The sequence below is a fragment of the Streptomyces sp. DSM 40750 genome, assembly GCF_024612035.1.
Lineage (GTDB): Bacteria > Actinomycetota > Actinomycetes > Streptomycetales > Streptomycetaceae > Streptomyces.
The window spans coordinates 6,118,684-6,138,669 of the sequence record NZ_CP102513.1 but is presented as its reverse complement, the minus strand read 5'-3'; the positions used below and the strand labels follow the sequence as shown (position 1 = coordinate 6,138,669).

The window sequence follows — 19,986 nt, the reverse complement described above, 5'->3', positions numbered from 1 at the left end:
TCGTGGTGCCCCAGCAACAGTTGACGCCCGGCTGGGCAGGACCCGACCGCACGTGGTCGTGGTCGTAGCGGTGGCCGTGGCCGTGCGAGATCAAGCCGCGGCCTCGGCCAGGCGGTGGAACGCCTGCGTCGTACCGGGATGAGCCATCTCGTCCAGCAGATGCCGCCAGTCGGCGTCGGCGACGGTGGGGTGCGCCACATCCCACGCGGCGAGCAGCGGAGCGAACCCGCCCTCGTCGGGGACCTCGGTGGTGCTCGTCTGTGAAGGCAACATCGGCTTCATGAGAGTCTCCCTCCGGCTGGGGGCCTTGTACTTCTTCGCGACGCTCAGCCTTGCCGAGCCGCGCCGTCCGGCCACACCACGTCCACGGGGATGCCCGCCGCCCGTGCGTCGAGGACGGCGTCGGCGGTGCCGCCTCCCTTCCCGGTGGGCGGTGCGCTGTTCCATACGGCGACGAGGCGGTCGGCGCGTTCAATGAGTACCGCGTTGGCGGCCTCGTACGCCTGCCGGTTGGCCGTCTCGTAGGGAAGGACGAGGACTTCCTCGGCGGCTTCCACGAGGCGGTCGTAGGAGGCTCCGTGTTCGGGCTCGACCGTGTTGCGGCGGTAGTCCTGGGAGGGGACGACAACGACCAGCCGACCGCCGACTGCGAGCACGGCTTCGGCGAAGAGGGTGTCGGCGCCCTTGGCGATACAGGAGACACCGACGAGCCGGCCGTCACCGGCGTATCGCGTGAGCAGGTTGGCCAAGGCCTCACGGACCAGAGGGACAGTGCCCGCCGTCAGGTCCAGGTGCCCGGTCACCGCGATGGTCGTCACGATGCGCTCCCCCGTGCAGATCGACATCAGGTCGCGGATGTTATCGCGGGCGTCGATCCCGTGGACTTGTTCGCTTCGGTGCGGGTCGGCCCCCAGCCGCAATGACGATCTCCGCGCAATAAACCAGGGCAGCCCGTAGACCGCCCTGGCTAGGCTACCGGCCGTGCATTCTCACCGGACCATCTGCCCGCCGCCGCGCTCCTGAGCGGGGTGCTGCCCGGGCCCGGCCGACGTCTTCGGCCGCGGCCCCTTTTCGGCGTGGCCTGACCCGCCGATGATCCGCTGACGCCCCGCTCCGACGTCGCCCTTCGTCCACGTCGAAGCCGGAGCCCTTCCATGCCCACACGCTCGTCACCCGCCGCTGCCCGCACCCCGCGGTCCGGCACCGCCCTGCTGGTCCTCGCTGGACTCCTCTGGGGCACCGGCGGCCTCGCCGGCTCACTTCTCGCCTCCCGCGCCGGGCTGCAACCGGTCGCCGTCGCCGCCTACCGACTACTCGTCGGCGGCGCGCTCATCACCGCGTACGCCGTGGCCGCGGGCCGGCTCACGGCCGTGCCGCGCACGCGCGCGGTGGCGGCCCGGGTGGCTGCCTCCGGTGTGCTGCTGGGCGTGTTCCAGGCCGCCTACTTCGCGGCGGTGGAGGCCACTTCGGTCGGCCTGGCGACGCTGACCACGATGGTCGCCGTCCCCGTCCTGGTCACGGCCGGTGCCGCGGTCCTCGACCGGCGCCTGCCCACACGCCGTGCGGCCGGATCGGTCGTGATCGCGGCCGGCGGGCTGGTGCTGTTGCTCGGTTCCCCGAGCGGCACGAGTGGCAACCGTGCCGCCGGCGCGGGCCTGGCGCTGATCGCCGCGCTGGGGTTCGCCGTGCTCACGCTGGACCGCCGGGCGCCGCTGCCCGGTCTGGACCGGACCGTCGCGACCGGACTGGGGTTCCTGGCAGGGGGCCTGCTGCTCCTGCCCATCGGCCTGGTGTCCGGGATGGAACTGCCGCTGCGGGTGGACGCGGTCGGCGCCTTGGTGTTCCTCGGCCTGGTGCCCACAGCCATCGCCTACCTCGGCTACTTCGCGGGTCTGCGTCGCGCCGGTGCGGCAGCCGGGGTCGTCGCAGTCCTCCTGGAACCGCTCACCGCCACACTGCTGGCGGTGCTACTCGGCCGTGAGAGCCTGGGCGGACCCCAGATCCTCGGCGCACTCCTCCTCCTGGTCTCGATCGGGATCCAGCAGATTACGGCCATTACGGCCATTACGGCCAGAACAACCTCCGCATCGTGAACACCCTCTGTCTGTCCGCGGTTGCCTCTCCCGCGAGGCACTGAGCGGGGTGCTCGGGCGACACCGGTGTGCCCGTCGCCCGAGCACCCGACGGGGATAATTCGTTTGACCGGGTCACGGGTCAACGCTGCACTGTGGCCGGAGACCACGAGTCGTGGTGCCGGTATCCCGAGGAGGCAGCGGCAGCGATGGAGATCCGTTCCACGACCGACAAGGATCTCGACGTCTTCGTCGACACAGTCCATGCCGCGTTCGGGCGCTTCCCGGAAACCCCGGTCGAGGGCGGCGGGCTCTGGTGGTCGGCGCTCGAAATGGACCGCTGCCTGCTCGCCCTGACGGCGGATGGGCGGCCCGTCGGCACCGCCGCCGCGCACCCTTTCGAACTCACCCTGCCCGGTGAGACCCTCGTCCCGGCCTCCGGGGTGACCGCCGTCGGCGTCCTGCCCTCCCGCCGGCGCCAAGGCGTGCTCAGCGCGATGATGCGGCACCAGCTCACCGAGTTCCGGGCCCGAGGAGAATTCCTCTCCGTACTGCTGGCCTCCGAAGCCCCGATCTACGGCAGGTTCGGCTACGGACCGGCCACCTACACGCGGCAGCTGACGGTGCCGCGCCGCCAGGCCGCCCTCGCCGTTCCCCGGGCCCGCACCGTGGCGGGCGCCCCGGCGGCCGGCTCGGACAACGACTCGGTCGAGGTACTGCTGCGTGCCGAGTGCGGCGAGATCCTGGAAGAGGTCTACGACCGGTATCGCCGCGCCCAGCCCGGCGCGCTGTCCCGGCCGCACCGCTGGTGGGCCCTGCGCGCGGGGCAGCCCCCGATATCGCCGGCGCCGCGCTACGTCGCCGTCCACCGTGCCGCCGACGGTGTCCCGGACGGGTACGCCAGCTACTCCATCGGCGAATCCAACACCTTGACGGTCGACGAGACCATCGCCACCGACGACGCCGTCTTCACGGCCCTGGCCCGGTTCGTACTCGGGCATGACCTGGTCACTCAGGTCGTGTTCAAGCACGTCCCGCCCGAGCACCCGCTGCGCTGGCAGCTTGCGGACTTCCGCGCCGGCCAGGTGAGCGACGACATGGACTGGCTCTACGTACGGCTCCTCGACATCCCGCATGCGCTGACCGCACGTGGCTGGTTCACGGACGGCGAACTCGTCCTCGACGTCGACGACCCGTTCCTCGGCGAACACGGCCGCTACCTGCTGACCGTCCGGGAAGGCAAGGCGGACTGCATCCCGACGGACCGGGAGCCCGACCTGTCCCTGGACGTACGCGACCTGGGCTCGGTCTACCTCGGCGGCACCGCCCCGAGCACGCTCGTGCGGGCCGGACACATCCGGGCCCACCACCCGAGCGCGGCCACCCTCGCCGACGCCCTCTTCCGCGCCGATCGTCCCCCGCACTGCCTGCACTGGTTCTGACCGCGCGCTCGCCGACCCTGTACAAGTCCCGTCAGCTGCTGGGAGCGCGAGTTGGTCGCGTCACTCGGTCACAGGAGAGCCCCAGGTCAGGGACCTGGGGCTCGCTGTGGGCCGTAGGCCCTGTTCTGTTGATCTCGCGAAGGGCTACCAGCCCGGCGGACTACTCCGCCGACGAACCGTCAGCGTCCCGCGCGACCGCCGCAGCGGTCACGTCCGTCACGTCCGTCAGCTTCCAGCGCTGGTTCGAGCCGGAGTTGGGCCACCAGAGGCCGACGCCGGCGCCGTCGTTCGTGGACTGGCCGTAGACGTCCGGGAGTTGGCCGGTCGCCGCGTTCACCAGGGTCCACGTGCCGTCGCCCGTGGACGACAGGATCCACTGGGCCGCCTCGTCGCGGCTGCCCGAATCGGCCTCGGCCACCAGCGAGCCGTCGCGGATCGCCAGGCGCTTGTCCGACGCCGCCTCGGTCAGCGCGTACCGCGTGCGGTTGTCCGTCGTGCCGCGGCCGACCCGGTCCAGCTGCCACTGCTGGCCGGTCCCGTCCGTGGCATTCGGGGTCTTGATGACCAGGCTCCTGCCGTCAGCGGCAACGGAGAGGTTCTTGCTGCTCTGGACGCCCGTCAGGGTGTACGTGTGGTCGTCCTGGAGTTCCGCCTGCGACTTCGCCACGCCCGAGACGCCCTTCACCAGGAACGACGTCACCGACTGGGCCGGGACCGTGATCGTGGCCCGCTTGTCCGTCACCCGGACCGCCTTCTGGCGGATCAGCTTGCCGGCGGCGTCCGTGATCACCGGGGTGACCGTCGCGTGCTTCGAGACCTTGCCGAACTTCGACAGGTCCACGGTCACCGCGCGGGACTCCGTCGTGCTGTTGACGTGGACGACCGTCGCCTTGTCGCCCTTCTTCGACACCGCCGCCGTGCTCGACGTGTCGTTCGTCTTGATGAGGCGGTCGCCCGGCTTGATGTAGTGCGTGAAGTTGCGGGCCGTGTCGAACTTGGTGTTCGTGTAGATGGGGCACGTGGCGAGAGTGTCCGCGGAGTCGCACGCGAACGAGAGCTGGATGGAGCCCCAGTTGCCGCCCTTGGCGGACTCGCCGCCCGGCTTCATGTTGTCGTAGTCCTCGACCGGCTGCCAGAAGACCCAGGCCTGGGGCTCCAGTTCGCGGAGGTCGTCGACCATGCGCTGGGCCAGGCCGAGGCCGGGGCGCATGTCCGTGAAGCTCTGTCCGTCGCCCCAGTCGCCTTCGACCTCGCTCATCCAGAGGGGCTTGTCGGCGGCCTTGGCGAGGTCGCGGACGGTGGTGCGCTGGCCGGTGCCGTAGGTGTGGACGTTCATCTGGCCGACCAGGTCGCGGACTTCCTGGGGGTAGGAGTTCCAGTTGGTGGCGAAGATGCCGGGGTTGGTCTCGTCCATCGCGGAGATCTCCGCGTTCGTACGGGACTTCTCCAGGGTCGGGGCGAGCGCCTTGATGACCTTCTGCTGGAGCTCGGGGCCGATGTGGGCGCCCTCCTGGCGGCCGCCGGTCGGCTGGCCGTCGGCGCCGAGCTTGGTGCCCCAGTAGTTGGTGTTGGGCTCGTTGAAGGGGTCGAGGGTGTCGACCTTGATGCCGTGGGCCTTCTCCAGGCGCTCGGTGGCGCCGACCAGGTACTTGGCGAAGTCGTCGACCGAGTCGGCCTTCAGCTGGTCCTTCGACGCGTCGAAGCCGCCGGAGACGTAGCCGCTCTCCGTCATGAACCACGGCGGGGAGTTGCTGAAGGTCTCCCAGTGGTCGATGTCGTTCTTGATGCGGTCGATCCACCAGCGCTGGGTGGCGTCGGCGTTCTTGTTCCAGTCCTTCTTGTCGTCGGCGCTCCACCAGTCGACGTCCTCGCGGGTGGTGCCCGCCGGGGCCTTCCACCAGCCCTCCACCGCGCCGCCGGCGCGCAGGTAGTCCTTGACGTCGGGGGCGTTGCCGCCGCCGATGTTGTAGCGGGCGATGTTGAGGTTGAGGCCGTTCTTGCCGAAGAGGAGGTCGGCGAGCTTCTCGCGTATCTCGGGCGGGTAGTCGCCGGTGGCGTTGGCGAACCAGACCAGGCTGGTGCCCCAGCCCTCGAAGCTCTGCCCCTTGTAGGAGGGGTCGGGGCTGACCGTCACCCCAGCGGCGGCGGCTGCCGTGTCGGCGTACGCCAGCGGCAGGGAGGTCGTGGCCATGGCGGTTCCGGTCGCCAGGGCCGTGATGCCGATGGCCCCGAGGAGCCGTCTCGTACGGGTGCGGTGTGCCATTCGGGTACTCCAACTCTTCCGTGCGTCGCGTCCCGGCGAGACACGGAGATCGGGGCGGGGGGCCCGCGTGGTGCGGTGGGGTGCGGTGCAGTGCGGGGCGGTGCAGCTAACGGCGGTCTTTTATTGCGGTTCGGCGCGCTCTCGTATGGTTTGTCTCAGTGAATGTTTACGTAAACATTCACTGAGCCGGATGTCTACACTGTCCGAATCTCGGCGGTCAAGGAGTCGTCAAGAGTCGTTCTGGAGGAGTCGGGGGCACAAGGTGGACACAACCGACGGTCGCAGGGGGAGACGGGCCGCCCGGCCTCGGCAGGGCCCCTCCATGGGGGACGTCGCCCGGCTCGCCGGGGTGTCCGCCCAGACCGTCTCCCGGGTCTCCAACGGGTTCGCCGGGGTCACCGAGGACACCCGGCGGCAGGTGCTGGCCGCGATGCGGGAGCTGGGGTACCGGCCCAACAGTGCCGCGCGGGCGTTGCGGCGCGGGGAGTTCCGGACGCTCGGTGTGATCACCTTCTCCCTCTCCACGCTGGGGAACATCCGCACGCTCGACGCGATCGCCACGTCCGCCGCGCGGGAGGGGTACGCCGTCACGCTGCTGCCCGTCGCCGTGCCGACGCAGGACGAGGTGAACGGCGCGTTCTCCCGGCTCGGGGAGCTCGCCGTGGACGCCGTCATCGTGATCATGGAGGTCCATCTGCTCGACGCGGCCACCGTCTCGCTGCCGCCCGGTGTGCAGGTCGTCGTCGCCGACTCCGACGCCGGCGACCGCTACACCGTCGTCGACACCGATCAGGCGGGCGGCGCGCGGGACGCCGTACGGCATCTGCTGGAGCTCGGGCACCGGACGGTGTGGCATCTGGCCGGGCCCGAGGACTCCTTCGCCGCGCAGCGGCGGGCGAACGCCTGGCGCGCCACCCTCGACGAGGCGGGCGGCGGCCTGGAAGCGCCGCCGCTGGTGCGTGGGGACTGGTCGGCCGAGTCCGGGTACCGGGCCGGGCTGCGGATCGCCGAACAGGCGGACTGTACGGCTGTGTTCGTCGCCAACGACCAGATGGCCCTCGGGCTGCTGCGGGCGCTGAACGAGCGCGGCCGCCGGGTCCCCGAGGACGTCAGTGTCGTCGGCTTCGACGACATCCCCGAGGCCGCGTCCTTCCTGCCGCCCCTCACCACCGTCCACCAGGACTTCGCGGAGGTGGGGCGGTTGTGTGTGGAGGGGGTGCTCAGCAAGATGCGGGAGGGCGGGGAGGAGGAGGGGAAGGAGTACGGCACGACGCTTGTGCCCACACGGCTCGTGCTGCGGCGGAGTACGGCGCCGCCGCCGACGGCGACAGCCCGATCGCGTACACGGGCGTGAGCGCTTCGGGTGCCGGAGCGGCCGGCGGAGGGCGGCCTGCCCGGTCACGGGGATGACGATGAGCGGGAGGCGCGGCATGGCCCAGGCAGAAGGCATCGGTACTCGCGGTATGCAGCACTGCGAGACCACAGCGCTGGGAGTACTGCTGCGGCACCAGGGACTCGATCTGTCCGAACCCATGCTCTTCGGTCTCGGCTCCGGCCTGTCCTTCGTCTACTGGGACAGCAAGAACATGGGCTTCCCCTTCCTCGGTGGGCGGGTCAAGCCCTTCGAGCTCACGAGGAATCTGGCCGCCGCGCTCGGCCTGGACCTCGTGGTCGAGGAGACCGGCTCGCCCCGCAGGGCATGGGAGAACGTGCGGGCCCCCATCGACGCCGGCCGCCCGGTCGGACTGCAGCTCGACAGCTACTACTTGGCGTACTTCGGGGCGAAGGTGCACTTCGGCGGCCATGTCGTCGCCATGTACGGCTACGACGACCACGACGCGTACCTGGTGGACACGGAGCAGCAAGGCGGAGCGGTGTCCACCAGCCTGGCCAGCCTCGCCGAGGCCAGAGCCGCCCGCGGCCCGATGACCGCCAAGCACCGCTCCTTCACCCTCACCGTTCCCAGGAAACCGCCCTCCCCCCGGGACCGGATCGTCCCCGCCGTCACCGCCTGCGCCGACGCCTTCCTCGATCCGCCCATCGCCAATCTGGGCCACCGGGGCATCGAGAAGGCCGGCAAGCTGGTACGCACCTGGCTGCGGCGCACCGACAACCCGCGGCGGGACCTGCCCCAGGCCGCCCTTCTGATGGAGAAGGCGGGCACCGGCGGCGCCCTGTTCCGCAACCTCTACCGCGACTTCCTCGCCGAGTGCGCCGAACTGCTCGACAGCGACCACCTGCGCACCGGCCACACGCTGTACGCCGAGGCGGCCACCCTGTGGACGGAAGCGGCGGCACTGATCAAGGAGGCCGGTGAAGCGGGCGGGGAACAGTGCCTCCAGCAGGCCGGCACGGTCCTCCTCGATCTCTCACGCATCGAGCGCGAGGCCATGCGGGCGCTGAGCCGCCTGGAGGCGTGAGGCATACAGCGCGGTCCGGGCACCCCTACGGGGCAGTTGGGCAAGTCCCGCCGCCCCTTCGGCTGCGCCCGTTACGGTGTGGAGTCGTGAGGGGCATACGGGGTGTGCGCGGTGCGCGGGGATGGTGGGAGCGGGGGCGGGCGCTCGGGGTCGCGAATCCCCTGGTGGTGGACGTCGTGGTCGCGCTGCTGGTGCAGGCGGCGATGACGATGCCGTTCGTGGTGCCACGGGCGGCGGGGCTGCCGCCGGCGACCTGGGGGGCGTACGGGCTGTCGACGCTCACCGTGGTGCCGCTGGTCTGGCGGCGGCGGGCGCCGGTCGCCGTGCTGCTCGCGATTCTGGGGGCCGGCCTGGTGTACCGGCTGACGCCGGACGGGCCCGGGCAGCCGTTGCCGTACACCGGGCTGGTGATCGTCTACACGATCGCCGCGCTGTCGCCGCCGTGGAAGCGGCTGTTCACCGGGGTGTTGTTGCTGGTCGCCGTGCCGGTGGGGGTGTGGCTCAACACCCGGTCGGCGCGTGAACTGACCTTCTCCGTCTTCGTGTTCGCGGCGGCCTACGTCTTCGGGCGGCTCACCGACGCCCGCCGGCGCGCCCACCGGATCGAGGCCGAGCGGGCCGCCGCACGCGAACGGGCCCGGATCGCACGGGAGATGCACGACATCCTCTCCCACGCGGTCAGCCTGATGATCGTGCAGGCGGAGGCCGGGCCGGTGGCTGTGCGTACGGCTCCGGAGCGGGCGGAGGCCGCGTTCGACGCGATCTCCGAGGCGGGGCGGGATGCGATGACCCAGTTGCGGAAGATGTTGGGGGTCCTGCGGGAAGGTGAGGAGAGCCATGGGGACTACGCGCCGGGGCGCGCGCCTCGTGAACCGCAGCCGGGGGTCGGGGATCTGCCGGCCCTCCTCGATCGGGTGCGGGGCAGTGGACTCGATGTCCGGTACGGGGTGGTGGGGCGGGAGCGGGTGCTGCCGGGTGCGATCGGGGCGACCGTTTTCCGGATCGTTCAGGAGGCGCTGACGAACACGGTCAGGCATGCCGCCGCCCGTACTGTTTCCATCCAACTCACCTATGGAGACAGTGACTTGTGTGTCGCGGTGACGGATGACGGGCGCGGTCCGCAGACCGGGTACGGCGGTGGGCACGGGCTTGTCGGGGCGCGGGAGCGGGCGGCCGCGCACGGGGGCACGGCCGTCGCCGGGCCGGGGCCGGGTGGGCGCGGGTTCGAGGTTCGGGTGCGCATACCCGTGCCGGCCATGGTCTCCGTGGCGGAGGTGGGGCGTTGACGATCCGGGTGGTGGTGGCCGATGACCAGGAGCTGGTGCGCAGTGGCTTCGCGTTGATCCTCGATGTGCAGCCGGACATCGAGGTGGTCGCGGAGGTGGGTGACGGGGCGGCGGCGGTGGAAGCGGTGCGGCGGCACGCGGCCGACGTGGCGCTGCTCGACATCCGGATGCCCGGGACGGACGGCATCGAGGCATGCCGGGCGATCAGTGCGGACGGCGTGGGCAGGGCAGACGGCGTGGGCAGGGCGGACAGCGTGGGCAGGGCGGACAGCGTGAGCAGGGCGGACAGCGTGAGCAGTGCGCACGGCGCCTGCCGGATCGTGATGCTGACGACTTTCGACTCCGACGAGTACGTGTACGAGGCGCTGCACGCGGGGGCCAGCGGGTTCCTGTTGAAGGACGTCCGCCGGGACGATCTGGTGCACGCGGTACGGGTGGTGGCGCGGGGCGACTCGCTGCTCGCGCCGTCCGTGGCCCGGCGGCTCGTGGAGCAGTACACCCGGCCCGCAGCCGCCCGGGCCCGGCGGCCCGATCCCCGGCTGGACGTGCTGACCGGGAGGGAGCGCGAGACGCTGTTGCTGCTCGCGCGCGGGCTGTCCAACGCCGAGATCGCCGCGGAGCTCGTCGTCAGTGACCACACGGTCAAGACGCACGTCGGCAACGTGCTCGCCAAGCTCGGGCTGCGGGACCGTATCCAGGCGGTGATCTGCGCGTACGAGACGGGGCTGATCTCGGCGGGGGGCGCGGCGATCGGGTCCGGGGGCGCTCCGGCCGGATCCTGGCGCTCCGGATCCTGGCGCTCCGGATCCTGGGATACCCCGCCCGAGGGACCGTACCGGCCGGGTTCCTCCCCCGCGCGGGCGAGGAGCTGACCCCCACAGGACCGCCCGTGCGGGCGATCCGCGGGAAGCCGCCGGTCCGAAGGATGGAGCCATCGAGAACACCGGCTCATATCCACGGAGTTGACCATGAGACGCACCACCCGCACGCTGCTCGCCGCCGCGCTCGTCCTGGGTGTCGCGGCGGGGCCGGCGGTCCTGCCGGCCGCCGCGTCCACCGTGTTCGCCCCGTCCACCCCGTCCACCCCGTCCACCGCGTCGGTCAAGGACGTCTCCGCGCGGTCGAAGGCGGATCCCGCGCTGGCGGCCGCACTGGAGGCCGCCATCGCCGGCCTGCCCTCGGCGGACGCGACCGCCGCGCTCGTGCGGGTCGGGGGTACCGAGGGTGTGTGGCGGGGCAGTTCGGGGGTGCGTGACCTGACGACCGACCGGGCGGCCGATCCGAACGGCCGGTTCCGGGCCGGGTCCGTGACCAAGGTGTTCACGGCGGCCGTCGTGCTGCAACTGGCCGCCGAGGGCAGGGTGGACCTCGACCGGAGCGCACGCTCGTATCTGCCGGAGCTGATTCCGGCGTCGTACGAAGGCGTCACCGTGCGGCAGTTGCTCAATCACACGCACGGCATCCCGGCGGCGGACTTCCCCGGGACGACGGTCGAGGAGTGGTACGCGAACCGCTTCCGGATCCACGACCCGGAGGAGATGGTGCGCTCGGCGACGGCGAAGGAGCCGGAGTTCGCGCCGGGTGAGCGGCAGCACTACCTCAACATCGGGTACACGATCGCCGGGCTCCTGGTCGAGCGGGTGACGGGTGACTCGTACGAGAACCAGGTCGCCCGCCGGGTGCTGAAGCCGCTCGGGCTGCGGGACACGTACTTCCCGGGGACCGACCCCCGGATCGTCGGGCCGCACAACCACGGCTACCAGCGGATGAAGCTCGACGACGGGACGACCGGGCTGCGGGACGTGACCGTGTGGGGGGTGACGGACGGCTGGGCGGCCGGTGACATCGTCTCGACCACGGCGGATCTGGAGCGGTTCACGAAGGCCCTGTTCCGGGGGCGGATCGTGCCGCGTGGGCCGGTGCTGGAGGAGATGTTCACGCTGCCGAGGGTGACGGACTTCGAGAGCGGCGACCCGGCCGCGTACGCCGCCGGCCTCGCGATGAAGAAGCTCGGCGGCCGTGAGGTCTGGGGCAAGACGGGCGGCCGCTGGGGCTACAACGCGGCCGTGGCCTCCACCCGCGACGGCTCCCGCACCCTCGTCTACAGCGTCAACTCCACCGACGCCAAGGGCCAGGACATGAACAACGTGGCCCTGAACATCATGGTGGCGGCGTACGGCATGCCGGGGTAACGGGCGGTTCCCGGTCGGCCGATCGTGTCGAGCTCCGGCGGCCGGCCGACCACGTCGAGCTTCGGCGGCGGGCCGTAACGGCCCGCCGCCCGCTCGCCCCGCCCTGGTCTTGGGTCCGGCGTCGCCGTCGATGCCGCCGGTGTCGTAGCCGATGTAGACGAGGAAGCGCTGGAGGGCGGGGATGGTGTTGGGGCCGACGTCGAAACAGGTGAACCGGTGGTGCCGGTTGTGAGGGTTTTGACCTGCCCTGGTCAGCATTGCCGGGGCTTGCCGATGCCGTGCGGTTCGAGCCAACGCCCCTACGAAAAAAGCCAGTTGAAGGAAGAAGATCCGCCCCCGCCCTTAGCATCGGCCGCATGCCAATGCGTCGGAACCATGACCGTCTGGCCGAGCTGCCCCGTGATCCGAGAGCCGACGAGTATCCGATGCCGACGGTGCCGTACGGGTGGTACGCGGTGCTGCGGAGCGGTGAGTTGCGGGCGGGAAAGGTCGTCAGCCTGCACTACTTCGGGCGGGCGCTGATCGCGTTCCGCGGGGCGGACGGGCGGGCGGCCGTGCGGGACGCGCACTGTCCGCACTACGGCGCGCATCTGGGCGCCGGCGGGAAGGTCGTGGACGGGACGGTGGAGTGCCCGTTCCACGGCTGGCGGTTCGGGACGGACGGACGGTGCGTGGAGGCGCCGTTCGCCGCCCGGACCCCCAAGGTGTCCCTCGGCGGCTTCCCGGTGCGCGAGCACAGTGGGCTCGTCTTCGTGTACGCCGGGCCGGGCGAGCCTTCGTGGGAGGTGCCGGAGATCCCGGAGACGGGGTCTCCGGACTTCGCCGCGCCGATCGACGACACCTGCCGGGCGCGGATCCACATCCAGGAGATGCGGGAGAACATCGTCGACGAGTCCCACTTCCACTTCATCCACGGCCAGAGCGAGCCGCCGGTGCAGGAGTGGCGGGCGGACGGGCCGTTCGCCGAGGCCCGGGGGACGATCAGCCGACGCGTGTTCGGCTGGGACATCCACAACACCTTCGACGCGTTCATGTACGGGCCGGGTGTGATGGTCGTCCGGGCGCATGGGCCGGTGCTGTCGGTGACCGCCGTCGCCCTCAGTACGCCCGTCGACGACCGGACGAGTGAGCTGCGGATGCTGTATTACCTCCGGAGACCGGCCCGACTGCCCTTCCTGACCCCGCTGTTCAAGCTCGTCTTCCGGGCCGAGGCGCTGGGTGAGGTGCGCGAGGAGGTCCGGATCTGGGACCACAAAATCCATCAGGCGCGGCCTGTGCTGCTTCCGCACGAGAAGGGGATCAGGGCGTTGCGGCGGTGGTACGCGCAGTTCTATCCGGACCGGCCGGCCGATGGTGCGGCCGATGATACGGCCGGTGGTGCGGCCGATGGCCGGGCGGCGGTCCGGGTCGGGGGCCGGGTCCCGCCATCGCCGCCGTCCCCGCCATCGCCATGACTCTTCGTTTCCATACGGCCCGCCGCCAGGAACGACAGCCCCCGGCCACCCGAGCCGAAGGACTCCCGCCCACCCCCGATGATCTCGGCGAGCGAAACCAGTGGGTTCACCGCACCCACTGCCGCGACCGCTCTTAGGCTCCACCCATGGAGCAATCCGAGATCATGCAGCGAGTCGTCGGCATCCTCACCGAAGCGATCGAGATGCGGCGACAGGCTCGCGAGCACCCCGGCGCCGAGGTGGCGTTGTCGGGGGCCATCTCCGCGCTGCTCGCGGAGACCTTGCCCACCATCGAACTGCCCGCCGACGCGAGCGCCCAGGAAGCCACGGGCATCATCACGGACGCCCTGGGACCGGCGATCGTGGCCCTGGCCAACTGCTTCTCCTACGCCTTCGTCCACCTCGCCGAGGTGCACGACGAGGGGCGGACCGATACGACGACGACCGACGTCCTGCGGTCCCTCTCCCTCCGGTTCGCACAGCGGGACGGGGCGTAACGCGACTGCGCCCGGCCATCGAGCGGGTGACCGGGCGCACTTCGTCATTCGACAGACCCATCGACCGCTTCGTTCCCGGGAATTAACCTGCGACCCCTTGGCGACGCCCCCTCTACGCGCGTAACTTGAGCCGACTCCCCCCACACCACCGCTTCGACGTACCCGATGTACGAGGAGAGCCCCAGCGTGTCCATATCCGACAGATCCGATCGATCCGCAGGAAGCGGGGCCCGTGTGCGCCGCGTCGCCCACCCGCTCGTGTCCGTGGGTGCGGCAGGTGCGCTCGCGTTCGGCGTGCTGCCCGCCGCGTTCGCCGCGCCGTCCACGAGCGCGGTGATCGCCGAGGTGTACGGCGGCGGGGGCAACTCGGGGGCGACCCTGGTCCGGGACTTCATCGAGCTGGGCAACGCCGGTTCGGGGGCGTACGACCTGTCGGGGTACAGCGTGCAGTATCTGCCGGGGTCGCCGTCGGCGTCCTCGCAGTGGCAGGTGACCGCGCTGAGCGGTTCGGTCGCGCCCGGCGGCCGCTACCTGGTCGCCGAGGCGGCGGGCAGCGGCGGTACGACGGCGCTGCCGACGGCCGACGCGACCGGCTCGATCGCGATGAGCGCGAGCAGCGGGACCATCGCCCTGGTCGCCGGTACCACCGCGCTCACCTGCAAGACCGCGGCCGACTGCGCGGCGGACAGCAGTGTCGTCGACCTCGTGGGCTACGGCAGCGCGGTCGTCCGGGAGGGCGGCGGCCCGGTCACCGGCGCCTCCAACACCGCCTCCGTCGCCCGCGCCGCCTCCCTCGCGGACACCGACGACAACGCGGCCGACCTCGCCTCCGGTACACCGTCCCCGGTCAACTCGGCCGGTGAGACGCCCGGTTCGGGCGACGGTGACGGGGACGGAGACGGAGACGGCGGCGGTTCCACCGAGCCCGGGCCCCTCCGCGTCCACGACATCCAGGGCACCACCCGGCTCTCCCCGCTCACCGGGCAGACGGTCACCCGCGTTCCCGGCATCGTCACCGGCGTACGGACCTCCGGTTCGAAGGGGTACTGGATCCAGGACCCGCAGGCCGACAGCGACCCCCGTACCGGCGAGGGCGTGTTCGTGTACACCGGGTCGGCGGACCCGACCGTGAAGGCCGGGGACTCCGTGCTGGTGACGGGCAAGGTCACCGAGTACTACCCGAGCAGCACCAGCCAGTCGGTCACGGAGATCACCGGGCCGGCCGCGACCGTGCTGTCCGGCGGGAACGCGCTGCCCGCGGCCGTCACGCTGGACGCGGCGAGCGTCCCGGGCGCGTACGCGCCGACCGCCGGCGGCGGCAGCATCGACGCGCTGCCGCTCGAACCGGACGTGTACGCCCTCGACTTCTACGAGGCGCTGGAGGGCTCGCGGGTACAGGCCTCCGACGCCCGGGTGGTCGGCGCGACCACGGAGTACGACGAGATGTGGGTGACGGTGAAGCCGGAGGAGAGCCCGACCGCGCGCGGCGGCACGCTCTACTCCTCCTACGACCAGCCCAACACCGGCCGGATGAAGGTGATGTCGCTCGACACGACGGCAACTTTCCCGGTGGTCAACGTCGGTGACGAGCTGTCCGGCACGACCGTCGGGCCGCTCGACTACTCCACCTTCGGCGGCTACAACCTCCAGGCCACCCAGCTGGGGACGCTCGTCGACAACGGGCTGAAGGCCGAGAAGACCCGGCGCCAGAAGGGCGACGAGCTGGCGGTCGCCACGTACAACGTGGAGAACCTGGACGCACTCGACGACCAGGAGAAGTTCGACCGGCTCGCCGAGGGTGTCGCGGCCGGCCTCAGCTCGCCCGACATCGTCGCCCTGGAGGAGATCCAGGACGACAACGGCGCGACGAACGACGGGACGGTGACCGCCGAGGCCACGCTGACCCGGTTCACCGACGCCATCCGCGCAGCCGGCGGCCCCCGCTACCAGTGGCGTTACGTGGCCCCCGAGAACAACCGGGACGGCGGCGAGCCCGGCGGCAACATCCGTCTGGTCTTCCTGTTCAACCCCAAGCGGGTCTCCTTCACCGACCGGGCCGGCGGCGATGCCACCACGGCCACGAGTGTCGTGAAGACGCGCCAGGGCGCCCGGCTCACGTACTCCCCGGGCCGGATCAACCCCACCAGTGACGCCTGGGGCAGCAGCCGCAAGCCGCTGGTCGGCGAGTTCGTCTTCCACGGCGAGCGCGTCTTCGTCGTCGCCAACCACTTCGGGTCCAAGGGCGGCGACCAGCCCCTGCACGGCCGCTACCAGGAGCCGACCCGCAGCTCCGAGACCAAGCGCCACGAGCAGGCCGCCGAGGTCAACACCTTCGTCAAGTCCCTGCTCAAGGCGGACCGGGACGCCAAGGCCGTCGTCCTCGGCGACCTCAACGACTTCGAGTTCTCGCAGACCATGACCGCCCTCACCGACGGCAAGGTCCTGAACCCGCTGATCAGCACCCTCCCGGCCGCCGAGCGCCACACCTACGTCTACGACGGCAACTCGCAGACCCTGGACCACATCCTGACCAGCCCGGCCGTCACGCACTTCGACTACGACGTCGTGCACATCAACGCCGAGTTCGCCGACCAGGCGAGCGACCACGACCCGCAGATCGTACGGATCGACGTCGGCCGGTGCCGCGGGAACTGACCGCCGGTGCACCGATGACGAGGAGCCCCCGGGTCGGAGACCCGGGGGCTCCTCATTCGCCTCCCGGCTAGCCGAACATGCCCACCTGGTAGTCGCCCGCCGGCTGCTGCACGATGACGTTCAGCCGGTTGAAGGTGTTGATGAGGGCGATGAGGGACACCAGGCCGAGGAGCTGGTCCTCGTCGTAGTGCTTGGCGGCGTTCTCCCAGACCTCGTCGGGGACACCGCCGGCCGCGTCGGCGATACGGGTGCCCTGCTCGGCGAGCTCCAGGGCGGCGCGCTCGGCCTCGGTGAAGACCTTGGCCTCCCGCCAGGTCGCGATCAGGTTCAGCCGCTGGGCGGTCTCCCCGGCGTGCGCGGCCTCCTTGGTGTGCATGTCGAGGCAGAACCCGCAGCCGTTGATCTGGCTGGCGCGGATCCTCACCAGCTCCTGGGTCGCGATCGGCAGCCCCGTCTCATCGATCGTCTTGCTCGCCGCGACGAGGTGCTTGACGAGCTTGCCGGCGACCGGGCTGGCGAGCAGGTTCAGTCGTGCTTCCATGGCGGGCTCCTTGTGCCGTCGTTTGCGGTTACACACCATCGACGGAACAGGACGGGCCGGATGTGACACGTACGAATGTGACCTGCGACACAGGGCAGAAGAGGGACAGAAGAGGGCGCCCTCACACACTCGGAGGGCGCCCCCACTCGGTCAGCGGCCAGCGATCAGCTATCAGTCGAAGAGCGCGACCCTCGGGTGGACGGTGCCCTGGGCCGCCGGGTCGGTGGCGGTGAGGCGGTAGACCTCGGTCAGGGTCTCGCCGGCCCGCAGGGTGCGCTGGGCGGTGGACAGGTCCGTGAAGAGGGTGCCGGTCTGGGTGCCGAGGTCGACGGGCTCCCAGCAGCCGCCGGCGGTGCGGCGCTCGACCTCGATGTCCGACGGGTCGAGGAACGGGCCCGCGTCCGGCGACTCCACCAGGAGCTGCGGGGCGACGGTCCGGTCCGTCGTGGAGTCGTTGCGGTAGGTGAGGGTGACCTCGTGGGTCTCGCCGTCCGCCGCGAGCGGGCTGGTGGCGAGGTCCACGAAGTCGACGGGTATGGCAGGCGTCTGCTGGGCCGTGGACGCCGTCGTGGCGGTCTGGGGCGTGGCCGCCGCGGCGGGACCCGCCAGGGCGAGGCCGGCGACCGCTACGGCGACGGTGAGAAGGGCAACCCGGAGACGACTGTTCTTGGTTGGCACGTGCGCGGTTCCTTCGGGGTCGTGGGGGGTCCGGCCGGGCCCCATCACTGGATACCGGCCAGGGACGTTCCCAACATTACGAAGCGAAGGCCGAAGACGGTAACTACCGCCGGGTAGAGGAGAGATCCCGTAGAGAGATCCCGTGGAAAGTCGGCCACAGCGGCACCTCTCTGGCCAGTTTCCCCTCTCTTGAGCTAGACATGCTCCGAGCTCACCTTGACCAGTGAGTGCTTGGGGAATCAACAGCCCAGGGGGGAACACCCAGATGACAACGCAGCATCCCGCACCGAGACGCTTCGCGCGGCTCAGACTCGTCGGGGCCGCGCTCACCGCCCTCGTCCTCGCGGGGACGGGGACGGCGACCCAGGCCATGGCCTCGCAGAAGACACCACCGACTCCGCCCGTGCCGACGCTCACCTGGACCGACTGCCAGGGCGGCTTCGAGTGCGCGAACGCCGACGTGCCGCTGGACTACCGGGAGCCGCAGGGCCGCACGATCACGCTCGCGGTGGTCCGCAAGAAGGCCGCCGACCAGACGAAGCGCAAGGGCACGCTCTTCATGCAGCCCGGCGGGCCCGGCAACTCCGGGGTGGACTTCGTCCGCAACAACTACGACGACCTGCCGACCGCTCTCCGCGACTCGTTCGACGTCTTCGGCTACGACGTACGCGGCGTCGGCCGCAGTTCGGCGCTGACGTGCTTCGACGACGCCCGCTACACCAAGGCCGTCACCGACGCCAAGGGCGTCCCGGGCCCGGACGCCTTCGGCCCGGCGCTGCGCGAGGCGGCCGAGTTCAACCAGGCCTGCGTCGACAACGCGGGCGACCTGCTGCCGTACGTCGGCACCGAGTACGTCGCCCGCGACATCGACCTGCTGCGCCAGGCGCTCGGCGAGGAGCAACTGACCTACTACGGGCGGTCGTTCGGCTCGTACATCGGTACGGTCTACGCGGCGCTGTTCCCGAAGCGGGTGCGGGCGCTGGCGCTCGACGGGGCGTACGACCCGGTGCACTACGCCAACCGCCCGTACGCCTATGACCGGCCCCAGTACCTGGCGCTCGACGGCGCGATGAGCCGCTTCCTCGACTGGTGCGCCGCCGACCAGGCGACCTGCGGCTTCGGCGACGGGGACCCGCGCGCGGCGTTCGAGAAGCTGAAGGGCGACCTCGACGCGAACCCCGTCACGACCGCGAGCGGCGGGAAGGCCAACGGCTACACCCTCGTCTACCGGCTGATGTTCAACATCAACGAGGGCAAGGTCATCTGGCCGTCGCTCGGCGCGGCCCTGCGCAAGGCGCAGCTGCGGGACAACACCTCGTTCCTGCTGCGGCCGCCGTCCCCGGCCAGCTTCGACTTCCTCGGCCCGAACGTGGTCGTCGAGTGCGTCGACCGGGAGTACCCGCGCAGCCTGCGCAAGTTGCAGCGGAACGTCACGGCCAACGCGAAGGCGGCGCCGCTGCTCGGCCCGGCCATGGCGTACGGCCCGCCGACGTACGACCACCAGCACGCCACCGCGTGCGTCCAGTGGCCCGGTGAGCGGGTCAGCCGCTACGACGGCTCCTACCGGGCGAAGGGTTCGTCGCCGATCCTGGTCATGGGCACCACCGGTGACCCGGACACCCCGTACCAGGACGCGGTCGCCCTGAGCCGGCGGCTCGACAACGCCTCGCTGCTGACGTTCGACGCCGAGGGGCACACCGCGTTCGGCCGCAGCGCCTGCGCGACGGACGCGGTCACCGGCTACCTGGTCGATCTGAAGGTCCCGGCCTCCGGCACGACCTGCGCGGACGAGACCCAGCCGCCGTCCTCCACCCCGAAGACGGCCCCGCCCGGCACGACCCTGGGCGAACTCCGCAACGGCGTCAACGAGCGCGTGGAGCGCATCGGTTCCGTGGACTGACCGGTCCCTGAGCTGACGGGCACCCGTGCGCCGACCGGTCCGTGAACCGACCGGCTCCGTGCACCGAGCGCCCTGCCCCGGACCCCGGGGTGCCCGCCCCTCCACGGCCGGCACCCCGGGGTCCCGCATGTCCAGGGCTCGCCCGGGGCCCGGCTGGCCCGCACCCCGCACCGCTGCATCGTCTCCATGGGCCCGCTGCACGAGGAGATCGAGCTGCCGCCGACCATGTGGGGCGCGGAGTTCCTCCCGCAGACGAGCGTCCTGCCGCTGGTCGACCTCGTCATCACGCACGGCGGCAACAACACGACCACCGAGGCCCTCCACTTCGGCAAGCCGATGGTCCTGCTGCCGCTGTTCTGGGACCAGTACGACAACGCCCAGCGGATGGCCGAACTCGGCTACGGCGTCCGCCTCGACCCGTACAGCTTCACCGACGCCCAACTCCACGGCGCCCTCGACCGGTTGCCGGCCGACACCGCGCTGCGGCGCACCCTCGACGAGGCCGGCGGGACGATCCGGGCGCGCGACGGCCTTCGCAGGGCCGCGGACCTGATCGAGCGGAGCGCCGCGGGCTGACCCACGGACC

At 71.2% G+C, this 19,986-nt stretch carries 17 protein-coding genes; 12 read left to right on the top strand and 5 right to left on the bottom strand.

Annotation, left to right across the window (positions count from 1 at the left end; genetic code table 11):
• Positions 1-90: 90 nt before the first annotated feature.
• Both JIX55_RS27385 and JIX55_RS27380 read right to left on the bottom strand, forming a co-directional pair.
• Complete coding sequence (locus JIX55_RS27385; RefSeq protein WP_257565919.1) at positions 91-282, bottom strand: hypothetical protein; 192 nt, start codon at positions 280-282, stop codon at positions 91-93.
• Positions 283-326: 44 nt separating this feature from the next.
• Positions 327-818, bottom strand: a complete 492-nt coding sequence (locus JIX55_RS27380; RefSeq protein ID WP_257569500.1) for a hypothetical protein — start codon at positions 816-818, stop codon at positions 327-329.
• Positions 819-1,154: 336 nt separating this feature from the next.
• Between JIX55_RS27380 and JIX55_RS27375 the strand changes: the two genes are divergently transcribed.
• Positions 1,155-2,093, top strand: a complete 939-nt coding sequence (locus JIX55_RS27375) for a DMT family transporter (protein WP_257565918.1) — start codon at positions 1,155-1,157, stop codon at positions 2,091-2,093.
• Between the two features lie 188 nt (positions 2,094-2,281).
• Entirely contained in the window at positions 2,282-3,514 is a 1,233-nt protein-coding gene (locus tag JIX55_RS27370) for a GNAT family N-acetyltransferase (RefSeq protein ID WP_257565917.1), read from the top strand.
• Between the two features lie 160 nt (positions 3,515-3,674).
• On the opposite strand, the gene JIX55_RS27365 is transcribed toward JIX55_RS27370, so the two are convergent.
• Positions 3,675-5,777, bottom strand: a complete 2,103-nt coding sequence (locus JIX55_RS27365; RefSeq protein WP_257565916.1) for an RICIN domain-containing protein — start codon at positions 5,775-5,777, stop codon at positions 3,675-3,677.
• Positions 5,778-6,099: 322 nt separating this feature from the next.
• Between JIX55_RS27365 and JIX55_RS27360 the strand changes: the two genes are divergently transcribed.
• The 8 genes from JIX55_RS27360 to JIX55_RS27325 all read left to right on the top strand — a co-directional run bounded on the left by JIX55_RS27360 (position 6,100) and on the right by JIX55_RS27325 (position 16,281).
• Positions 6,100-7,131: a LacI family DNA-binding transcriptional regulator gene (locus tag JIX55_RS27360; RefSeq protein ID WP_257565915.1), complete on the top strand. Its 1,032-nt coding sequence runs from the start codon at positions 6,100-6,102 to the stop codon at positions 7,129-7,131.
• Between the two features lie 76 nt (positions 7,132-7,207).
• Complete coding sequence (locus tag JIX55_RS27355; RefSeq protein WP_257565914.1) at positions 7,208-8,197, top strand: BtrH N-terminal domain-containing protein; 990 nt, start codon at positions 7,208-7,210, stop codon at positions 8,195-8,197.
• 86 nt (positions 8,198-8,283) lie between these two features.
• Positions 8,284-9,483, top strand: coding sequence for a sensor histidine kinase (locus JIX55_RS27350; RefSeq protein WP_257565913.1), 1,200 nt, complete (start codon positions 8,284-8,286; stop codon positions 9,481-9,483).
• On the top strand, positions 9,480-10,355 hold the full coding sequence (locus JIX55_RS27345) for a response regulator transcription factor (protein ID WP_257565912.1): 876 nt from the start codon (positions 9,480-9,482) through the stop codon (positions 10,353-10,355). Before JIX55_RS27350 ends, JIX55_RS27345 begins: the two co-directional genes overlap by 4 nt.
• 96 nt (positions 10,356-10,451) lie before the next feature.
• On the top strand, positions 10,452-11,675 hold the full coding sequence (locus tag JIX55_RS27340) for a serine hydrolase domain-containing protein (protein WP_257565911.1): 1,224 nt from the start codon (positions 10,452-10,454) through the stop codon (positions 11,673-11,675).
• Between the two features lie 356 nt (positions 11,676-12,031).
• Positions 12,032-13,129: a Rieske 2Fe-2S domain-containing protein gene (locus tag JIX55_RS27335; RefSeq protein WP_257565910.1), complete on the top strand. Its 1,098-nt coding sequence runs from the start codon at positions 12,032-12,034 to the stop codon at positions 13,127-13,129.
• A gap of 146 nt (positions 13,130-13,275) precedes the next feature.
• On the top strand, positions 13,276-13,626 hold the full coding sequence (locus JIX55_RS27330) for a hypothetical protein (RefSeq protein WP_257565909.1): 351 nt from the start codon (positions 13,276-13,278) through the stop codon (positions 13,624-13,626).
• A 234-nt stretch (positions 13,627-13,860) separates the two neighbouring features.
• Positions 13,861-16,281 carry a lamin tail domain-containing protein gene (locus JIX55_RS27325; protein WP_443046536.1) on the top strand — a complete coding sequence of 807 codons (2,421 nt, stop codon included), beginning with the start codon at positions 13,861-13,863 and terminating at the stop codon, positions 16,279-16,281.
• A gap of 67 nt (positions 16,282-16,348) precedes the next feature.
• On the opposite strand, the gene JIX55_RS27320 is transcribed toward JIX55_RS27325, so the two are convergent.
• Positions 16,349-16,822, bottom strand: coding sequence for a carboxymuconolactone decarboxylase family protein (locus tag JIX55_RS27320; protein WP_257565908.1), 474 nt, complete (start codon positions 16,820-16,822; stop codon positions 16,349-16,351).
• 171 nt (positions 16,823-16,993) lie between these two features.
• On the bottom strand, positions 16,994-17,500 hold the full coding sequence (locus JIX55_RS27315; RefSeq protein ID WP_257565907.1) for a hypothetical protein: 507 nt from the start codon (positions 17,498-17,500) through the stop codon (positions 16,994-16,996).
• 265 nt (positions 17,501-17,765) lie between these two features.
• Here JIX55_RS27315 and JIX55_RS27310 point away from each other — a divergent pair, with 265 nt between their 5' ends.
• Both JIX55_RS27310 and JIX55_RS27305 read left to right on the top strand, forming a co-directional pair.
• Positions 17,766-19,400 (top strand): alpha/beta hydrolase, encoded by a 1,635-nt coding sequence (locus JIX55_RS27310; RefSeq protein ID WP_257565906.1) that lies wholly within the window; start codon positions 17,766-17,768, stop codon positions 19,398-19,400.
• Between the two features lie 186 nt (positions 19,401-19,586).
• On the top strand, positions 19,587-19,976 hold the full coding sequence (locus JIX55_RS27305; protein ID WP_257565905.1) for a glycosyltransferase: 390 nt from the start codon (positions 19,587-19,589) through the stop codon (positions 19,974-19,976).
• Positions 19,977-19,986: the final 10 nt, after the last annotated feature.